We start from the raw sequence: 17,295 nt of genomic DNA on the forward strand, positions 1-17,295 counted from the left end.
TCATGTATCGCTTCACTGGTTCATGGCTGCACAAGGCGCTGGTCCGGCTCTGCGCCGGCCTGCTCGCCATCCTCGGCCTCAAGCTCAGCGCCTTCTACTTTCTCGGGTTGCTGATCGTGCTGGGCCTGCACAGGGAGCAGTTGCTGGGCTGATCCTCATCGCCTTCAGCACCCATGAAAAAGCCGGTAACACCAGGTGTTACCGGCTTTTCTATGCGTAGCCATCGCGCTGACGCTATTCCCCCTTGTCCACAAACTGCAGTTCGGGTGCAAATGACGTCAGCACATCGGCACAGTAGTCCCAGGTCGAGATGCGATAATGCTGCAGATCCTCGTCCAGATGAAGCCCCTCCGATTCCTGATGGAACCAGCTGGCAAAACGAGACGGGGTGATGAGCTGGATCTGCTCCTCGATGGCATGGCTCTCCTTGCCTTCCGACAGATCGCAATCCTCCATGACCCGCACGGCGAAGATATGACGAAAGTAGACCCGGCACAGGATCTGTGGCGGCAGATCTATGCTGCGCGCCCGACCCAGCATGACGGTCAGGGAGTCACTCCAGATATCCTGATGAAGTTCGGCCACAACCAGGCCTGGGGGGAGTTGGCGGGACGGAGCCCAAGGTACGGCAACCTGCCGAATGGCATTTTTCTGTTCCATCATCCACCTCACTACGGCGCACGCCATATCTTGAGTGTATCTGAAACAAATTCCGCTGACGATGGCAATAAAAAACCCGGCTGGCGCCGGGTTTTACACGATTACTTGACGGCGTCTTTGAGCGCCTTGCCTGCCACAAAGGACGGCACATTCGCGGCTGCAATCTGGATTTCTTTACCAGTTTGCGGGTTACGGCCGGTACGGCCCGCGCGATGGTTCACCTTGAAGGTACCAAAACCCACCAACTGCACAGCATCGCCTTCTTTCAGGCTCTGGGTAATACCATTGATGATCTCTTCCAGAGCAACTTTGGCCTGAGCTTTGCTCAGATCGGCTTTGGCGGCAATTGCATCGACAAGTTGAGCTTTGTTCATAACATTTCCTTTATGATCGGGCATTTAGCACCGGGCCACTCTATTCAAAAAAAAACACTCAGGCAAAGGCTTTATCAGCCAGATTGGCTTGAATGCTGGGGTTTTCATCAAGATCTGCGGAAATAGTCACATATCTCGCCCCTTCGTTATCGCGATGGATTGGAAGAGGAGAGCAAATGATGGGGTCTTGTAGCCAAAACACCATCTGATGTAACAATATCCCCATGCACCTATTGACGGTCAACAGGATTTTCCCTAGTTATAGGGAGTGTCGTCAGTCAATAAGAAAGGCCGGAGGCCTGTAGCGATAGCACTCCATGCCTATGCCCCACGGAGGGATTATGTTAACTGAACTGGAACAAACCAAGCGCGCATTGGCAGGAAAACACCGGGCTATCGATGACTGGCTGGATGCCAGGCAGGCTCTGCTGGTCGAATACATGCGGCTCGCCGGGCTGACGCCCGCCCGCACCAAGCAACGTTCACTCCCCGGCCATGTCGAGCTGCAGCGTTTCTGTGAACAGCTGGTCGATTACGTCAGCGCCGGTCACTTCGAAATCTACAACCATGTGGTCACCGCCTTCGAAAAAGCCAGCGGCGACAAACTCGAGCTCGCCAAGCGCATCTACCCCAATATTCGGGCATGCACCGAATTCGCACTGGAATTCAACGACAAGTACAGCAACGCAGATGAGGCTCAGTTGCTGCTGCTGGACGAAGACCTGAATCAACTCGGCCCTGTGCTGGAGGATCGCTTCAAACAGGAGGATCGGCTGGTCAAGGCGTTGCAAGTGGTAGAGTCACTCAGCACCCAACAGGTTTGATATCCAATTTCGGAGCCAGTTCAAGATCCTGATGCGCAAGGTGCATTACACTCTATGTCATGACCTTTAGCACCAAACCCTATTGCTGACAGGAGATGAGAATGTCCGAGCGTCGCCGTTTTTCACGGATCCTTTACTTGACCATGGCCGACCTCGTCCAGGGCGATAAGAAATGGCGGACCCAGCTGGTGGATATCTCCCTGCAGGGCGCGCTCTTGATCCGGCCCGATGACTGGGAGAGCCACGACAACAAAGAGTATTCACTCAGCTTCGTGCTGAGCGGCAGCGACATCGAGATCAAGATGCAGGTCGAGCTGAACCATGAGGCCAGCAAGAAGCTGGGATTCTACTGCCACCATATCGATATCGACAGTGCGACCCACCTCAAGCGGATGGTAGAGCTCAACGTCGGAGATGAAGAGCTGCTCCATCGTGAACTGGAGCAACTGCTGAACGAGCATCTGGAACACCCCCACCCCTGAGGAGCCCTCCAGAGGCCATAAAAAGGAGCGCCGATGGCGCTCTTTTTTATGGCCGAGATTTATTGCCTAGACCAGCTAAATCCATGTTTTGGAACGCCGCTGCGTCAATGACTACAAGGCTTCCAGCGCGTCGGCCAGTTTTTTCACCGGCACCACTTCCATTCCCTCTATGGGGTGCTTGGGCGCATTGGCGTGAGGCACTATGGCGCGGCGGAAACCGTGCTTGGCCGCCTCCTGCAATCGTTCCTGACCGGACGGCACGGGCCGGATCTCGCCGGACAGTCCCACTTCGCCAAACACCACCAGATCCTTGGGCAGGGCCTGATCTCTGAAGCTGGAAACCATGGCCAGCAACAGGGCCAGATCCGCACTGGTCTCCTCAACCTTGACGCCCCCCACCACGTTGATGAAGACATCCTGATCCGCCATCTGCAGTCCACCGTGACGATGCAGCACGGCCAACAGCATGGCGAGACGGTTGTGATCCATCCCCACGGCCACCCGCCGCGGGTTGGAGAGCTGGGAATAGTCCACCAGCGCCTGCAGCTCCACCAGCAGCGGCCGGGTACCCTCCCAGATCACCATGACGATGGAGCCGGGTGCCTGCTCCTCGCCCCGGCTGAGGAAGATGGCGGAGGGGTTGCTCACCTCTCGCATACCTTGCCCCGTCATGGCGAACACGCCGAGTTCGTTGACGGCACCGAAGCGGTTCTTGTGGGAGCGCAGGGTGCGAAAACGCGAATCGTTGGCGCCATCCAGCAATACCGAGCAGTCGACACAATGCTCCAGCACCTTGGGACCGGCCAGGGTGCCATCCTTGGTCACATGACCCACCATGAAGATGGCGACGTGATTCTGCTTGGCGTAACGGGTCAGCAGGGCCGCAGCCTCCCGCACCTGGGAGACGGAGCCGGGAGATGACTGCACATCGGCCACATGCATCACCTGGATGGAGTCGATGACCATGATCTGCGGCTGCTCCTGCTGCGCTATGATGCAGATCTGCTCGACACTGGTCTCCGACAGCATGCGCAGCTTGTCGGTAGGCAGCCCCAGCCGGCCGGCACGCATCGCCACCTGCTGCAGCGACTCCTCCCCCGTGACATAGAGGGTCTTCATCCGCTCGGCCAGACCACACATGGTCTGCAGCAGCAGGGTAGACTTGCCCGCCCCCGGATTGCCGCCAATCAGAATGGCCGAACCTGGCACAACACCGCCGCCGAGCACCCGATCCAGCTCCTTGAAGCCGGAGGAAAAGCGCGGGATCTCTGTGGTGGCGATCTCCGCCAGCGTCTGGACCTGACTGCCGATGGCGCCGGCGTAGCCGGTGTAGCGGGCATTTTTGCCCGGCGTCACCGAGCCAAGACGCACCTCGGTGATGGTGTTCCACTCCTTGCATTCGCCGCACTGGCCTTGCCAGCGTGTGAAGTCGGCACCACATTCGGTACAAACATAGGCAGTTTTATTTTTGGCCATGGATAACTCGGGGACAGGATGAATTCCTGCTTGATATACTTGTTTGCGACCGACAGATCAAACCCAGAATCGGAAAAGTGACTTTCCGTGGCAGGAACACATGGATTCAGAACAACAACAGCACCTGATTGAACAGCTCATTCCTCTGCTCAGAGAAAAAGATTTTGATGACATCTTCAATCGCCTGACGCAGGACGAGAACAGCAACAGCCGTTTCCTGATCAAGATGGAGATAAAGCGCAAATGCACCCCCTGCCGGCGGGTCATCGACATGCGCGACGAGCTGGGCGAGGAGTGCCTGGTCCATGAGTTTGAAGGAGTCACCCACTTCATGCCGGCCGAGGCCATAGGCCTGTTCCAGTCCCAGTGCTACCTCTACCGGGATGCCTACACCCTGGGTGTCAATGAGGCGCTGCAATATTGGCAGAAACACCACCAGAGCAAGGGTGACGGCCCCCTGCTGCCCCCTGCCAGCCCGTTTCGCCAATACGATGTCAATCCCATTCCCTTCGCCAGCTACTACGGCCGGCGTCAGGAGCGGATGCACTTCAGCTCTCCCGTGCTCATCAAGTTTGCCGACGGCGACAAGCTGTTTGCCAAAAGCTCGGATCTCTCCCTCGGCGGGATCCGGGTCTCGGTGCCCTATCTGCCCAACTATCAGACCGGAGCCCAGGTTGAAGTCTTCTTCACCGGGCTGGAGCGGGATCACCCCAATCCCATATTGCACCACTCGGTCAGCTATCAGATCCTGGGCGAAGAGAGCAAGGAGGGGAAGTACTGGCTGCGACTGATCAAAACCGGCGAGCACACCGGCTTTGACCGCTTCCTGAGCGATTTCATCGAGAGCAACAAGAGCCGCTATCGGGTCAGCGTCGACTATCTGCTGTCTGCCGCCATCATCAAGGGGTACGAGCAGTTCTACCTGCCACGCATGACCGGCATGCCGCTGTTCTTCGGCTCGGGAGACAGCCCCAGCCTGGAGATAGCCCTGCGTACCGAGAACAATCAGCACATCCTCGAATACTGGCGCGATGCCAAGAACCGAGACATGCTCGCCAGCCTGTTCTCGGCGGCCCGCATGCAATCCCTGCTGCCGGCCCCGGGCACCCTGCGGGAGACCCTGATCTACTGCTTCACCCATTCGGTGCGCAGCCACCTCTACTTTTTCTCCGCCACCCGGGAGGAGTTGCAACAGAGCGGTCTGATGTCCCTCTTCTTCCAGGTCGGTGCCCGCCGCCCCAGCTGGCGCGTGTACAAGTTCAGCCTGGAGCGCTGCGATCTGCACGAGGCCGATCTCGCCAGCCAGCAGAGCCAGGACAGCCCCCAGTTGCAGGACATGCTGCTGCAGGAACGGCTCAGGCAGATAAACTACGTCGGCCTGCTGCAAGATATCGGCCTCGACAGCCAGCGGGAAGAGTTTCACTACGACGCCAGCGTGCAGCACAACGCCAACGAGCTGCAGCGCTTCGGCCATGATCTCGGGGCCGCGCCCTTCGAGATAGAGACGCTGCATTATGTGCAGTTGCGCAAAGAGGCACGCTACATCCACAAAACGGCCGTCGCTATCAAGCACAACGGGCAGGCCTGGCTTGGCTGGACCCGCGACATCTCGGCCCACGGCATGCAAATAGAGCTGGAAGAGGCGTTCGAAGGCGAGAAGGATGACATAGTCACCCTGGCCCTGCCCCGCCTGCAGGAGCTCTCCAAGAGCATGGATCTGCAACGCCTCCCCTACCGGCTGGTCAGCATCAACCTGACCCGGACAGTGCTGCATCTGTGTATCGAGGGGGACCCTGAGCGCCACACCGGCCGCCAGTTCTTCAGCCTGCTGATCGAGAGCAACCAGAACAAGCTCAAGGCGGCGCACGAGCAGCGTCGTTATCGCGGCATGGCCAGGGCGCTGCGCAACATCTACACCCACCATATCTTCAGCACGCCCGTCTACATCAACAAGCTGAAGGGCGCGCCCAAGCCGGCCTCGGTCGGCCATGCCCCGCAGGATCGCAGCCTGTCACGCCTGTTGCGGACCTGCGCCGAGCAGGGGGATCAGGACAACCTCTATCCCCTGTTCCAGGGGGATCTGCTCAAACAGCTGATCATGAACCCGCTGCGCGCCATCGAACGGGAAGACAAGCCGCAGGAAGAGGAGGTCTACATCGCCAGCCTGCACACGCCGGCCGGCCTGCCCGTCTTCTACAGCCGTCTGGCCAGCAGTTTTCAGGACATGGCGGAAAAGCGCAGCTTCATCGAGCTGGCACTGCGTCAGGGGGAGTTCTATTCGATACTGGTCGGCATCTCTCGCACCGGCCGACCCGATACCAACTTCATCGCCAACGAGCTGGATTACATCGCCAAGTTCGCCATCCACAAGGCCAAGAAGCTGGAGGAGGAGCTGTGGAGCGTGGTGGGGGTGGGCGAGCTGACCGATACCAGTCAGGCCACCCTGTTCCGGCTCGGCATCACCCCGCCCATCAACTGAGCGGGCGCCGCATGCCAGCAAGCCTGCTCAAGCGCGGATATCGGCCTGGCAAACCAGCAAGAAAATAATGGCGGGCCACGGGCCCGCCATTATTTTTATCCCTATATCAGCACCTCAGGATAACGACCAGCTCCCGCCGGCCTTGTCTCCATCACGCCGCCTGCGGGTCGAGCAGCCACGCGAGGATCTGCGGGAAGTGATCCTCCTGTGCCTGTGGCGCCGTCAGCATGTTGATGTGATCGTAATCGAGCCGGTTGCCGTTGTCCTTGCCAAGCCGGGTGTGACGCGTGGCAGACCCCATCTCGGCACTGAAGCGGCGCACGTCGGTCGGGTGCCCCAATACCTTGTCAGCCTTGGCTGAAATCATCCAGAGCGGTGGCCAGTTGACCCTGGCCGCCGCTTCGTCATAGGCAAAGCCGTCGTACGGATCCTGCCAGGGGCCGCACTTGACCCAGGGAATCGTCTCCTGCAGGTAGCGCAGCGGCTCGTCATCCGCCCCCATCTTCAGGCTGCGGGCCGCCAGAAAACCGCTGCGCCGCGCCAGCCAGGGCGCCAGCCGATTCCAGATGAGATCCACCTTCAACCAGCGCTCCGGGTTCTGCACCGAGACGCCACGCTTGGTGCCAAAGAACACCAGGCTGGCGATCTGCACGGCCAATTCCGGAAAACGCACCAGGGTCGAGGCCATGATGACACCGCCCCAGGAGTGAGCCATCCAGTGCAGCTTGAAGCCGGCATGGCGCGCCGCAATCCAGCGGTGCAAGGCCGGCAGATCCTCGGTGATCAGCTCATGCTGGCCATGCTCGGCTTGCACTGCGATGGCCGGGGTGCTGAGACCCCGGCCGCGCAGGTCGGCCACATAGACTTGATAGCCGTGGCGCGCCAGGAAACAGGCAAGCCCCTTGCCCGATTCGGTGTAGAAGATGCGGCCATTCTCGATGGCGCCGTGCACCATCAGGATCGGCTCTGCATGCACGGCGACCCGTGGCTGAATGTGGCGCACGTGCAACTGGTGCTCACCACAGGGAATAAACAGGGATTGCTGTAACAGTTCCATTGCTATGCAAGGTCCTCCATGACGTGGGGTGGGTAACTCAGGATCCGTGACGATCCCAACGACGATCGCGACAGGCAAGGGCGCCGAGCAGGCAGATCACCCCTTCCAGATCATGATGATTGAGGGTGGCGGCCGCCTGGGCCCGCACCAGCGGCTTGGCGTGGATGGCGATGCCAAGAGCGGCCCCCGCCATCATCTTGAGATCGTTGGCACCATCGCCGATGGCCACTGTCTGGCCAGCAGCGATACCAAAATCACTCGCCAGCTGTTGCAGCACCTCGGCCTTGACGCTGGCGTCCACTATGCGGCCACTCACCTTGCCGGTCAGCCGCCCCCCCTCGACCGCCAGCTCGTTGGCGAAGATGGCATCCAGCCCCAGCGCCAGCTGCAGTTCGCCGGCGAAGCGGGTGAAGCCCCCCGAGGCGATCGCCACCTTCCAGCCCGCCTGCTTGAGGGTATCGACCATCAATTGCAGGCCCGGCATCCAGGGCATCTGGGCCGCCACCTCGTCGAGAATGGTGACCTGTGCCCCCGCCAGCAGGGCGACCCGATTGCGCAGGCTGTCGGAAAACTCCAGCTTGCCCTGCATGGCCGCGGCCGTCACAGAGGCCACCTGCTCGCCCACACCAGCTAGGCGGGCGATCTCGTCGATGCACTCGATCTGGATGGCGGTGGAGTCCATGTCCATCACCAGCAAGCCGGGCTCACTCAGGGTAGGCAGCGCGGGCAGATGACAGATGTCGATGTCCCACTCCTCGGCCTTGAGCCACTGCACCAGCTCGGGGGAGAACCTGTCCGTTCCTAACAACAGCAAGGGCACCCCGGCCGGGCTGCTCGGCGGATAGAGCTGGGCCTGCATATCCTGCGCGGCCAGCGACTCGGCCAGGCGCGCCAGATGGCGGGCGGCAAGGGGCTTGCCAAACAGCACCAGCCAGGCGCCATCCAGCGGTTTGGCGACGGGCAGCAGCGCCTGCGGCGTCAATTGCCACCAGGGGGCACTGGGCAGGCACTCTGGCCACTCGGACAAGGCAGCGGGTAATTGGGACAACAGCATAGAGATAGAGCCTTCCTTGGTGATCATGGGGTTAACAAAGCTGGCCCAGAGTAGCGTATTGCTTTTTGTACAGGCAAGCGCCAAGATCCCGCCACCGCTCGTCGTCAGGAGGTTCAACGCTTGCGTCATCTTCCCATCAAACGTGTTCTCAGTCTGGGTGCCGGCATCTTGCTCGGCCTCTGGGTGCTCGGTGTGCTCATCCATATGCAGGGCGAAAGCCAGGCCTCGCTGCACAGCGAGGCACGCAACCGTGCCCAGGCGCTGGTCGCCTATGCCGCCCGCGACATGAAGCGCTGGATCAAGGAGGACAAGAACAGCGAGCTGGAACGGCTGGCCCAGGATCTGGCCGCCGAGCCCGAGATCCTCGATGCTACCCTCTATGATGCCCGTGGCATCCCCCTCGCCCAGTCGGACGCTGCCGTGCCGCTGGACAGCCTGCTGCCCATCGGCGACAACAACAAATCGCTGCCGGAGCAGGGCAAGGGCCGCATCCAGTTTGTGCAGGAGATCCTGGATGGGGAGCAAACCATTGGCTACCTGCGCATCACACTGGAAGAGCAGCAACTGCTGGCGGACAAGGACACCCGGCTCAAGGTGATACAGGAGAAACAGCGGCTGATGCTGCTGGTGGCGCTGCTGGCCGGCCTGCTCATCTCCTACGGCGTGCGCCGCAACTACATGCGGGTGCGCAAGCACAAGAAGAAGAGCCCACCCTCATCGGGTGCACCGAGCGCCTGATCCCATAGGCTTCAAGGCCCGGCGCTACGGCCACGAACCATAAAAAAACGGCGACCCTGGGGTCGCCGTTTTGCATGGAGTCTAGGCTGCGGATCAGTCGCCCAGCAGCACGGAATCCAGTGCGATTTCGATCATGTCGTTGAAGGTCAGCTGACGCTCTTCGGAGGTGGTCTGCTCACCGGTACGGATATGGTCGGAGACGGTGCAGATGGTCAGTGCCTTGGCACCGTACTCTGCGGCCACGCCGTAGATACCGGCGGCTTCCATCTCGACACCCAGGATGCCGTACTTTTCCATGACGTCGAACATGGAAGGGTCCGGGGTGTAGAACAGGTCGGCGGAGAAGATGTTGCCGACGCGCACGGCAACGCCCTTGTTCTTGGCGGCTTGCACGGCATTGGCAACCAGGCCGAAGTCGGCGATGGCGGCGAAGTCGTGATCCTTGAAGCGCAGACGGTTGACCTTGGAATCGGTGCAGGCACCCATGCCGATCACCACGTCGCGCAGTTTCACGTCTTCACGCACGGCGCCACAGGAGCCCACGCGGATCAGGGTCTTCACACCGTAATCGGTGATCAGCTCTTTGGCATAGATGGAGCAGGACGGGATGCCCATGCCGTGACCCATGACGGAGATGCGACGGCCCTTGTAGGTACCGGTGAAGCCGAGCATGCTGCGCACGTCGCACACCTGCTCGACGTTCTCCAGGAAGGTTTCGGCGATGTACTTGGCGCGCAGGGGGTCGCCCGGCATCAGCACTGTATCAGCAAAGGCGCCATCTTTCGCATTGATATGAGGAGTTGCCATTCTCTTGATTCCTTCACACTAGGTTGAGTTTTATTGTCTTTATTGGTTGCCCGCCACCGAGGTGACGGGCGGGTAAATTACAGGAGGCGAGTGCCGCACTGCAACCTGGGCAGGCCCTGCAGAATAGACCGCAAGGCACCACCCAAAATCGGCCTTACAGGAAGCTGGTACCGTATTGCAGCTTGGGCAGACCGTGGTACGCCGCTATGCTCTGGCCTATGTCGGCAAAGGTCTCGCGACGACCGACGGAACCGGCCTTGACCGGCTTGCCGAAGAAGAGCACAGGGATGTATTCACGGGTGTGATCGGTACCGTTCCAGGTCGGATCGCAGCCGTGGTCGGCGGTCAGCACCACCACATCGCCATCTTGCAGTATCTCGAACAGCTCCGGCAGACGGGAGTCGAAATACTCCAGTGCATCGGCGTAGCCTTTCACGTCACGACGGTGACCGTAGGAAGAGTCGAAGTCCACGAAGTTGGTGAAGACGATGGTGTTGTCACCGGCTGCTTTCACCTCTTCCAGGGTGCGATCCCACAGCTCGGTCAGGCCGGTGCCCTTCACCTGCTTGGTGATGCCCTGGTTGGCATAGATGTCGGCGATCTTGCCGATGGAGACCACCTGGCCACCCGCGTCCTTCATGTAGTCCAGCACGGTCGGCGCCGGCGGCAGCACCGAGTAGTCGTGACGGTTGCCGGTACGCTTGAAGTTGCCCTTGCCACTGCCCACGAACGGACGCGCGATGACCCGGCCTATGTTGTAGGGCTCCAGCAGCTCGCGCACTATGTGGCACAGCTCATAGAGCTTCTCGAGGCCGTAGGTCTCTTCGTGACAGGCGATCTGGAACACGGAGTCGGCAGAGGTGTAGAGGATCGGCTTGCCGGTACGCATGTGCTCTTCACCCAGATCATCCAGCACCTGGGTGCCGGAGGCGTGGCAGTTGCCGAGGTAACCGGACAGACCAGCCTTCTCGACGATGGCGTCCAGCAGCTCCTGCGGGAAGCTGTTGTGGTGATCGGTGAAGTAACCCCACTCGAACAGCACGGGCACGCCAGCGATCTCCCAGTGGCCGGACGGAGTGTCCTTGCCGGAGGAGAGCTCCTGGGCGAAACCGTAGGCACCGACTACCTCGATATCCTTCTTCAAGCCTGCCGGGAAGTAGCCGGAGGCCAGCTCACCGGCATGGCCCAGACCCAGCTTGTTCAGGTTCGGCAGATTGAGGGCGCCACGGCCTTCAATCTCACCGGCAGCACAGGCCTTGGCGATATGGCCAAGGGTGTTGGCGCCCACATCTCCGAACTTGTCGGCATCGGCGGCAGCGCCAATACCGAAAGAGTCCATCATCAGAATAAAGGTACGTTTCATGGGACTTCCCCTTGTTACAAATCAGCCAGACCGATGCGACGGTAGACCTCAGGCAGGGCCTGGGGTTGAGTGTCACCGATCTTGACAGCCGCCTGCACCATGCTGGCAGCCTGAGCAAATTGCTCTTCGGTTTGAGCGTGGATCAGGGCAATCGGCTTGTCAGCATCGACGCTCTGGCCCAGGCGGATAAAGTCGGTCAGACCGACGGCGTAATCGAGTTTGTCACCGGCGGCGCGACGACCGCCCCCCATGGCGACCACGGCCAGACCCAGCTCCCGGGTATCCATGGCCGTCACGAAGCCGGCATTGGCCGCATACACGGGGCGTACAATGGCAGCCTTGGGCAGGTGACTATCATAACGTTCCATGAAGTCGGACGGACCACCGAGGCCGGTCACCATGCGACCGAAGATCTCGGCCGCCTTGCCGTTGTCGAGCACGGCCTGCAGCTTGCGACGGGCATCGGCATCGTCGCTGGCCAGATGGGCGGAGATCAGCATCTCGGCGCACAGGCTCATGGTGACTTCGTGGATGCGCGGGTTGCGGTACTCACCTGTCAGGTAGCGCACCGCTTCGCGCACTTCCACGGCGTTGCCAGCGCTGGAGGCCAGCACCTGGTTCATGTCGGTCAGCAGGGCCGAGGTGCGGCAACCGGCACCGTTGGCCACGGCGACTATGCTCTTGGCCAGCTCCTCAGATGCCTCAAACGTCGGCATAAAGGCACCCGAACCGACTTTCACATCCATCACCAGCGCTTCCAGCCCGGAGGCGAGCTTCTTGGAGAGGATGGAGCCGGTGATCATGGCGATGGATTCGACGGTAGCCGTGATGTCACGCACCGCATAGATGCGCTTGTCGGCCGGGGCGAGATCACCGGTCTGGCCTATGATGGCGACACCCGCCTCTTTCACCACTTTCAGGAAAAGATCGTTGTCGACCGAGGTCTGGTAGCCGGGGATGGCATCCAGCTTGTCCAGGGTGCCGCCGGTATGACCCAGGCCACGACCGGAGATCATGGGCACGAAGCCACCGCAGGCGGCGACCATGGGGCCCAGCATCAGGGAGACTACATCACCCACGCCACCGGTGGAGTGCTTGTCGACGATAGGGCCACCCAGATTGAGGTGATCCCAGTTCAATACCATGCCGGAGTCGCGCATGGCGCAGGTCAGGGCAACCCGCTCATCCATGGTCATGTCTTTGAAGTAGACCGCCATCGCCAGTGCCGCAATCTGGCCCTCGCCTATGGTGTTGTTGGTAATGCCCTGAACGAAGAATTGAATCTCTTGGGTACTGAGCGCTTCACCGTTGCGCTTCTTTCGAATAATTTCTTGAGGCAAAAACATCTTTCATTCCCTCCGTGCGTCATGCACGAACACAGACCGAAATAGGGGACGGCATGCCGTCCCCTGCCACCGCTTAGTAACCGCTGGTATTGGCCGGCTTGTCGCCGTGGCCCAGGGTCGCCAGCAGGCTGGCCAGCAGGCTGGACGCACCGAAGCGGAAGGTGCGCGGGGAAACCCAGTCCTTGCCCAGGATCTCTTCGGCCATGGCCAGGTACTGACCGGCCACGGCCGCGTCCTTCACGCCACCCGCCGGCTTAAAGCCGACTTTCGGGTTCTTGGCCTTGATCACTTCCATCATGATGCGGGCCGCTTCCGGGGTCGCGTTCACCGGCACCTTGCCGGTGGAGGTCTTGATGAAGTCGGCACCGGCATCGATGCTGATCTCGGAGGCGCGACGGATCAGGGCCTCTTCCTTCAGCTCGCCAGTCTCGATGATCACCTTCAGCAGCGCTTGAGTGCCGCAGGCTTCCTTACAAGCTTTGACCAGATCGAAGCCAACCTGTTCATTGCCAGCCATGAAGGCGCGGTACGGGAACACCACGTCCACTTCATCGGCACCGTAAGCCACGGCGGCACGAGTCTCGGCCACGGCGATCTCGATGTCGTCGTTGCCATGGGGGAAGTTGGTGACGGTCGCGATGCGCACGTCGGCGGCGCCGATCTCACGCAGTGTCTTGCGCGCTATGGGGATGAAGCGGGGATAGATGCAGACGGCGGCGGTCAGGCCGGCCGGAGACTTGGCCTTGCGGCACAGGTCGATGACCTTCTGATCGGTGTCATCATCGTTCAGGGTGGTCAGGTCCATCAGGTTCAGGGCGCGTTGGGCGGCCAGTTTCAGATCAGTCATTCTGTTCTCCAAAGTCTCGATTTAATCCTGCTTCCAGGGGCGAGCGCCTGCTTGTCGCAACGCAACCAGCAAGACACGACTCCCAAGGATACGGGAATGGAATTACAGCGCGCATGCACAGGCAATATGGCTGTAAATAAGGCAAGAGCCCTGTCACTTTCTTACAAAAGTGCGGACTTGGTTCCATGAAGACTTGAGAAAGGCCGACAACTGCTGACCCGACTTCCCAATCAATTCCATTTGACCGCCAACACCCGATTTGATCGGGCATTAGTCAATGCCAGCACCCTGCTGGCAATGCCTATTTCAGCCGAGATACCCCGTGTTTGCAAGCCGGATTTGCCAATTTCAGAGGTACCTCACATCTGGCAAATCCGGTACTGAAAAGTGCGTTAAGAGAAGAAGCGTGTGAGTATCCAGGAGTACGCCAGCCCCCCCAGATAGACCCCGACTATCCCCATTACCCCGGACAGTACGGGTGGGGCCGGGATCGGCAATTTGAGGAAAGAAAACAACAAGCCAACGATAAAGCCGGCCGCCATCGCCAGTAGCACTTCATTCATATAACCTCCGATTTGACTCATTTTATTATTAGTTTAGAAAGGAAAACGGTTGTCACCGCTCCAAACGCGAACGCCACAGCTTTTCGCTGTGGCGTTCGTCTTTACCTGAGTATCAGGCAAATATTACATGGCTGTCAGTGCCAGGAAGAAGCCTGCGATGGTGGCAGACATCAGGTTGGACAGAGAGCCGGCCAGTACGGCCTTCAAACCAAATTTGGCAATGGTGCCGCGACGGTTCGGTGCCATTGAGCCCAGACCACCCAGCAGGATGGCAACGGAGGACAGGTTGGCAAAGCCGCACAGGGCGAAGGAGATGATGGCCTTGGTGTGCTCGGACATGGCCACGCCGTTGATCAGCACTTCATCCTTCAGATAAGGGGCAAAGTTCAGGTAAGCCACGAACTCGTTCACCACCAGCTTCTGGCCGATGAAGGAACCGGCCACCACGGCCTCGCTCCAGGGTACACCGATCAGGAAGGCCAGCGGGGAGAACAACCAGCCCAGCAGCAGTTCCAGGGAGAGCTGCGGATAACCGAACCAGCCACCCACACCGGCGAAGATGCCGTTGATCATGGCGATCAGGCCGATGAAGGCCAGCAGCATGGCACCCACGTTCAGGGCCAGTTGCAGACCGGCGGAGGCACCGGCGGCGGCGGCATCGATCACGTTGGCAGGCTTGTCTTCCAGATCGCCATCGGCATTGTTTTCGTCATAGTTGGGGGTCTCGGTTTCCGGTACCAGCAACTTGGCGAACAGCAGACCACCCGGGGCAGCCATGAAGGAGGCGGCGATCAGGTATTCCATCTTGACGCCCATGGAGGCATAACCAGCCAGCACGGAACCGGCAACGGAGGCCAGGCCACCACACATGACGGCAAACAGCTCGGAGTCAGTCATCTTGGAGATGAAGGGACGCACCACCAGCGGGGCTTCGGTCTGACCGACGAAGATGTTGGCCGTGGCAGAGAGGGATTCGGTACGGGACGTGCCCAGTACTTTTTGCAGGCCACCACCCAGCAGCTTGATTACCCACTGCATGATGCCCAGATAATAGAGAACCGCGATCAGGGAGGAGAAGAAGATGATGACAGGCAGCACGCGGAAGGCAAAAATAAAGCCGCCGCCGCCGAACACTTCAAACATCTTGTTGCTGACCAGACCACCGAACAGGAATTCGATACCGTTTTGACCATAACCGATGACGCTGGAAACGGCATCGGATACACCCACCAGAATATCTCGGCCAACCGGGACGTACAGCACGAATGCACCCAGTCCAGCTTGAATTGCAAAGGCACCGGCTACGGTGCGAATTTTTATTGCTTTGCGATTACTGGAGAACAGCACCGCGATAAGGATGAGTGTTGCCATCCCTACCAGACCCATAATCAAATTCATTATTAACACTTCCTCTTTAGTAGCACCTTCCAGCTTGTTAACAACTTGTATCTCAAAGCCATCAATCAAGGGTGCGCATTATACTAATTACGGTGCGACAAAGTAGAATGCTGGTCACATTTTATAAGCATGAAATGCGCTAGAGGTCGTCAAATTAGACCGCAAACGATTTTTACTCGCCCCGTTTTTTATCATGATGCTATCAAGAGTTAATCAGGTGTTAATTTCAGAGTGTCCGAGCGGGAAAGTGTGAAAAGTGGATTCATGTAACACCGCGACAACATGACTCAAGGGCTGTTGCCGCAATTCGGCCAAAATTTGCGCAATCTTCGGCAAGTTGGCGGGGGTATTCGGAATGCCCTGCTGACCCTGCAACGGCATGTCGGGGGCATCGGTTTCCAGCAGCAGGGCCTCCAGCGGCATGTCGCGGATCGCCTCCCGGGTCTTGTTGGCCCGCTCGTAGCTGATGACGCCGCCGATCCCCAGTCTGAATCCAAGCTGCCAGAACACCTCGGCCTGATGCAGAGAGCCGCTGAAGGCGTGGATCACGCCGCCAGAGGCCGGCTTGAAGCGGCGCAAAATTTTGGCAACCGTGTCGTTGGCCCGCACCGAATGGACTATCAGTGGCAGCTCATGCTCCATGGCCAGCCTGATCTGCGCCTCGAACCAGGCCAGCTGCCCCTCCTGCGGCACCTGGCTGCGCAGATCCAGCCCGCACTCCCCGACCGCCACCAGGCCAGGGGGCCGGGCAGCCAACAACGCCTGCAATCGCGTCAGCGCACCCTGGGTCTGGGTGCCCACATACCAGGGGTGAATGCCCAGCCCGTAGGTGATCCCCGGGTACTGCTCCGCCAGCGCCATCACGCGAGCCCAGTTTTCCTCTCCCACGGCGGGGATGATATACTCACCCACCCCCAACTGCCGGCACTCGGCCAGCAACGCCGCCCTGTCTGGATCGAAGACGGGAAAATCGAGATGGCAATGGGTGTCGATCAGTTGCATGTCGCTTTCACCTGTTTGTCGTACTTGATGGGTCTACTCAATAATGAAACGCTCGAACCATGGCTTTACCCTGATAGAACTGGTGATGGTCATCATAGTGCTTGGGGTCCTGGCCGTAACGGCAATGCCCCGCTTTATCAATATCAAGGATGATGCCCTCAAGAGCACGGTTGCCGCCACCGCCGGCAGCTTCGCCAGCGCGGTGCAGCTTGCCCATGCAGGCTGGGCGGTCAAGGCGCAGGGCCAGGCACTCTACAATCTGGGCAGCATGGGTCAACGCAACCTCGACATCAACCGTTATGGCTGGCCCGCCGGTACGGACGAGGATCAGGGCCGCAAGGGGATCAATGAGCCTTACGTTCCGGGTCAGGGAGACTACATCTCGGTCAGCAACCAGTCAGACTGCCGCCTGCTGTTTCAGGGGCTGCTGGACAGCAGCGATATTGTCGCCTCGGTCGATCAGGATCCCGAGATCCAGGTCAAAGCCGACTATCTGTCCAGCGAGCAACCCGGCAACCATATAGATGAAGATGGCGAGCCTCACAGGAACTGCCGCTATACCCTGCGCGACTCCATCGCCCGCTTCCCGGCTTACCCGGATGGATTGAGCTTTGACTACAACAGCGTTACCGGGGCCGTGACGCGCAATTTTGATTGAGTGACGAGGCGTCGCCCTCCGACGCCGGCTCCTCCTGCTCATCTTCGTCATAACGTACCGGCGCGCAGCAGCGCCGGTTCTCCGGGGTGAGTCCCCACTCCTGACACCAGCCATCGTAGCGAGCCAACCAGCGTAGCAAGATACCTTTCATGGTCTGCACCTCATAC

Annotated in this window: 18 protein-coding genes; 6 read left to right on the top strand and 12 right to left on the bottom strand. The window is 59.7% G+C overall.

Annotated elements, in window-relative coordinates:
* Positions 1 to 2: 2 nt before the first annotated feature.
* Positions 3 to 152 (top strand): hypothetical protein, encoded by a 150-nt coding sequence (locus AACW87_RS03845; protein WP_098982287.1) that lies wholly within the window; start codon positions 3 to 5, stop codon positions 150 to 152.
* A gap of 82 nt (positions 153 to 234) precedes the next feature.
* Here AACW87_RS03845 and AACW87_RS03850 read toward each other — a convergent pair whose 3' ends face one another.
* Positions 235 to 660 (bottom strand): hypothetical protein, encoded by a 426-nt coding sequence (locus tag AACW87_RS03850; RefSeq protein ID WP_005320448.1) that lies wholly within the window; start codon positions 658 to 660, stop codon positions 235 to 237.
* 101 nt (positions 661 to 761) lie between these two features.
* Positions 762 to 1,034 (bottom strand): nucleoid-associated protein HU-alpha, encoded by a 273-nt coding sequence (gene hupA / locus AACW87_RS03855; protein WP_005305063.1) that lies wholly within the window; start codon positions 1,032 to 1,034, stop codon positions 762 to 764.
* Positions 1,035 to 1,375: 341 nt separating this feature from the next.
* Here hupA and rsd point away from each other — a divergent pair, with 341 nt between their 5' ends.
* Positions 1,376 to 1,858, top strand: a complete 483-nt coding sequence (rsd, locus tag AACW87_RS03860) for a sigma D regulator (RefSeq protein ID WP_098982284.1) — start codon at positions 1,376 to 1,378, stop codon at positions 1,856 to 1,858.
* Positions 1,859 to 1,959: 101 nt separating this feature from the next.
* Complete coding sequence (locus tag AACW87_RS03865) at positions 1,960 to 2,340, top strand: PilZ domain-containing protein (protein WP_043554505.1); 381 nt, start codon at positions 1,960 to 1,962, stop codon at positions 2,338 to 2,340.
* 111 nt (positions 2,341 to 2,451) lie between these two features.
* On the opposite strand, the gene radA is transcribed toward AACW87_RS03865, so the two are convergent.
* Complete coding sequence (gene radA, locus AACW87_RS03870) at positions 2,452 to 3,816, bottom strand: DNA repair protein RadA (RefSeq protein ID WP_043142423.1); 1,365 nt, start codon at positions 3,814 to 3,816, stop codon at positions 2,452 to 2,454.
* A gap of 100 nt (positions 3,817 to 3,916) precedes the next feature.
* Between radA and AACW87_RS03875 the strand changes: the two genes are divergently transcribed.
* The gene (locus tag AACW87_RS03875) at positions 3,917 to 6,295 is read left to right on the top strand and encodes a PilZ domain-containing protein (protein WP_241326612.1); all 2,379 of its coding nucleotides are present in this window, start codon (positions 3,917 to 3,919) and stop codon (positions 6,293 to 6,295) included.
* Between the two features lie 151 nt (positions 6,296 to 6,446).
* On the opposite strand, the gene AACW87_RS03880 is transcribed toward AACW87_RS03875, so the two are convergent.
* Positions 6,447 to 7,352, bottom strand: coding sequence for an alpha/beta fold hydrolase (locus AACW87_RS03880; RefSeq protein WP_241326613.1), 906 nt, complete (start codon positions 7,350 to 7,352; stop codon positions 6,447 to 6,449).
* Positions 7,353 to 7,389: 37 nt separating this feature from the next.
* The gene (gene serB / locus AACW87_RS03885) at positions 7,390 to 8,406 is read right to left on the bottom strand and encodes a phosphoserine phosphatase SerB (protein ID WP_241326614.1); all 1,017 of its coding nucleotides are present in this window, start codon (positions 8,404 to 8,406) and stop codon (positions 7,390 to 7,392) included.
* Between the two features lie 120 nt (positions 8,407 to 8,526).
* Here serB and AACW87_RS03890 point away from each other — a divergent pair, with 120 nt between their 5' ends.
* Entirely contained in the window at positions 8,527 to 9,144 is a 618-nt protein-coding gene (locus tag AACW87_RS03890) for an AhpA/YtjB family protein (protein WP_043139787.1), read from the top strand.
* 93 nt (positions 9,145 to 9,237) lie between these two features.
* Here the strand turns inward: AACW87_RS03890 and deoD are convergent, their stop codons facing one another.
* The 7 genes from deoD to AACW87_RS03925 all read right to left on the bottom strand — a co-directional run bounded on the left by deoD (position 9,238) and on the right by AACW87_RS03925 (position 16,470).
* A complete protein-coding gene (gene deoD, locus AACW87_RS03895) occupies positions 9,238 to 9,951 on the bottom strand; it encodes a purine-nucleoside phosphorylase (protein WP_043139789.1) in 714 nt (237 codons plus the stop codon).
* A gap of 154 nt (positions 9,952 to 10,105) precedes the next feature.
* The gene (locus tag AACW87_RS03900; protein ID WP_241326615.1) at positions 10,106 to 11,314 is read right to left on the bottom strand and encodes a phosphopentomutase; all 1,209 of its coding nucleotides are present in this window, start codon (positions 11,312 to 11,314) and stop codon (positions 10,106 to 10,108) included.
* 14 nt (positions 11,315 to 11,328) lie between these two features.
* Positions 11,329 to 12,660, bottom strand: coding sequence for a thymidine phosphorylase (deoA, locus tag AACW87_RS03905; protein ID WP_103472552.1), 1,332 nt, complete (start codon positions 12,658 to 12,660; stop codon positions 11,329 to 11,331).
* A gap of 73 nt (positions 12,661 to 12,733) precedes the next feature.
* Positions 12,734 to 13,507 carry a deoxyribose-phosphate aldolase gene (deoC, locus tag AACW87_RS03910; protein ID WP_042643228.1) on the bottom strand — a complete coding sequence of 258 codons (774 nt, stop codon included), beginning with the start codon at positions 13,505 to 13,507 and terminating at the stop codon, positions 12,734 to 12,736.
* A gap of 392 nt (positions 13,508 to 13,899) precedes the next feature.
* Positions 13,900 to 14,070, bottom strand: coding sequence for a XapX domain-containing protein (locus tag AACW87_RS03915; protein ID WP_005305103.1), 171 nt, complete (start codon positions 14,068 to 14,070; stop codon positions 13,900 to 13,902).
* A 123-nt stretch (positions 14,071 to 14,193) separates the two neighbouring features.
* A complete protein-coding gene (locus AACW87_RS03920; protein WP_043139798.1) occupies positions 14,194 to 15,468 on the bottom strand; it encodes a NupC/NupG family nucleoside CNT transporter in 1,275 nt (424 codons plus the stop codon).
* 213 nt (positions 15,469 to 15,681) lie between these two features.
* A complete protein-coding gene (locus AACW87_RS03925; protein WP_241326616.1) occupies positions 15,682 to 16,470 on the bottom strand; it encodes a TatD family hydrolase in 789 nt (262 codons plus the stop codon).
* Between the two features lie 40 nt (positions 16,471 to 16,510).
* Here AACW87_RS03925 and tppF point away from each other — a divergent pair, with 40 nt between their 5' ends.
* A complete protein-coding gene (tppF, locus tag AACW87_RS03930) occupies positions 16,511 to 17,128 on the top strand; it encodes a type IVa pilus pseudopilin TppF (protein WP_241326626.1) in 618 nt (205 codons plus the stop codon).
* Positions 17,129 to 17,295: the final 167 nt, after the last annotated feature.

It is taken from the genome of Aeromonas sp. MR7, assembly GCF_963899385.1.
In the GTDB taxonomy this organism is placed as follows: Bacteria; Pseudomonadota; Gammaproteobacteria; order Enterobacterales; family Aeromonadaceae; genus Aeromonas; species Aeromonas bestiarum.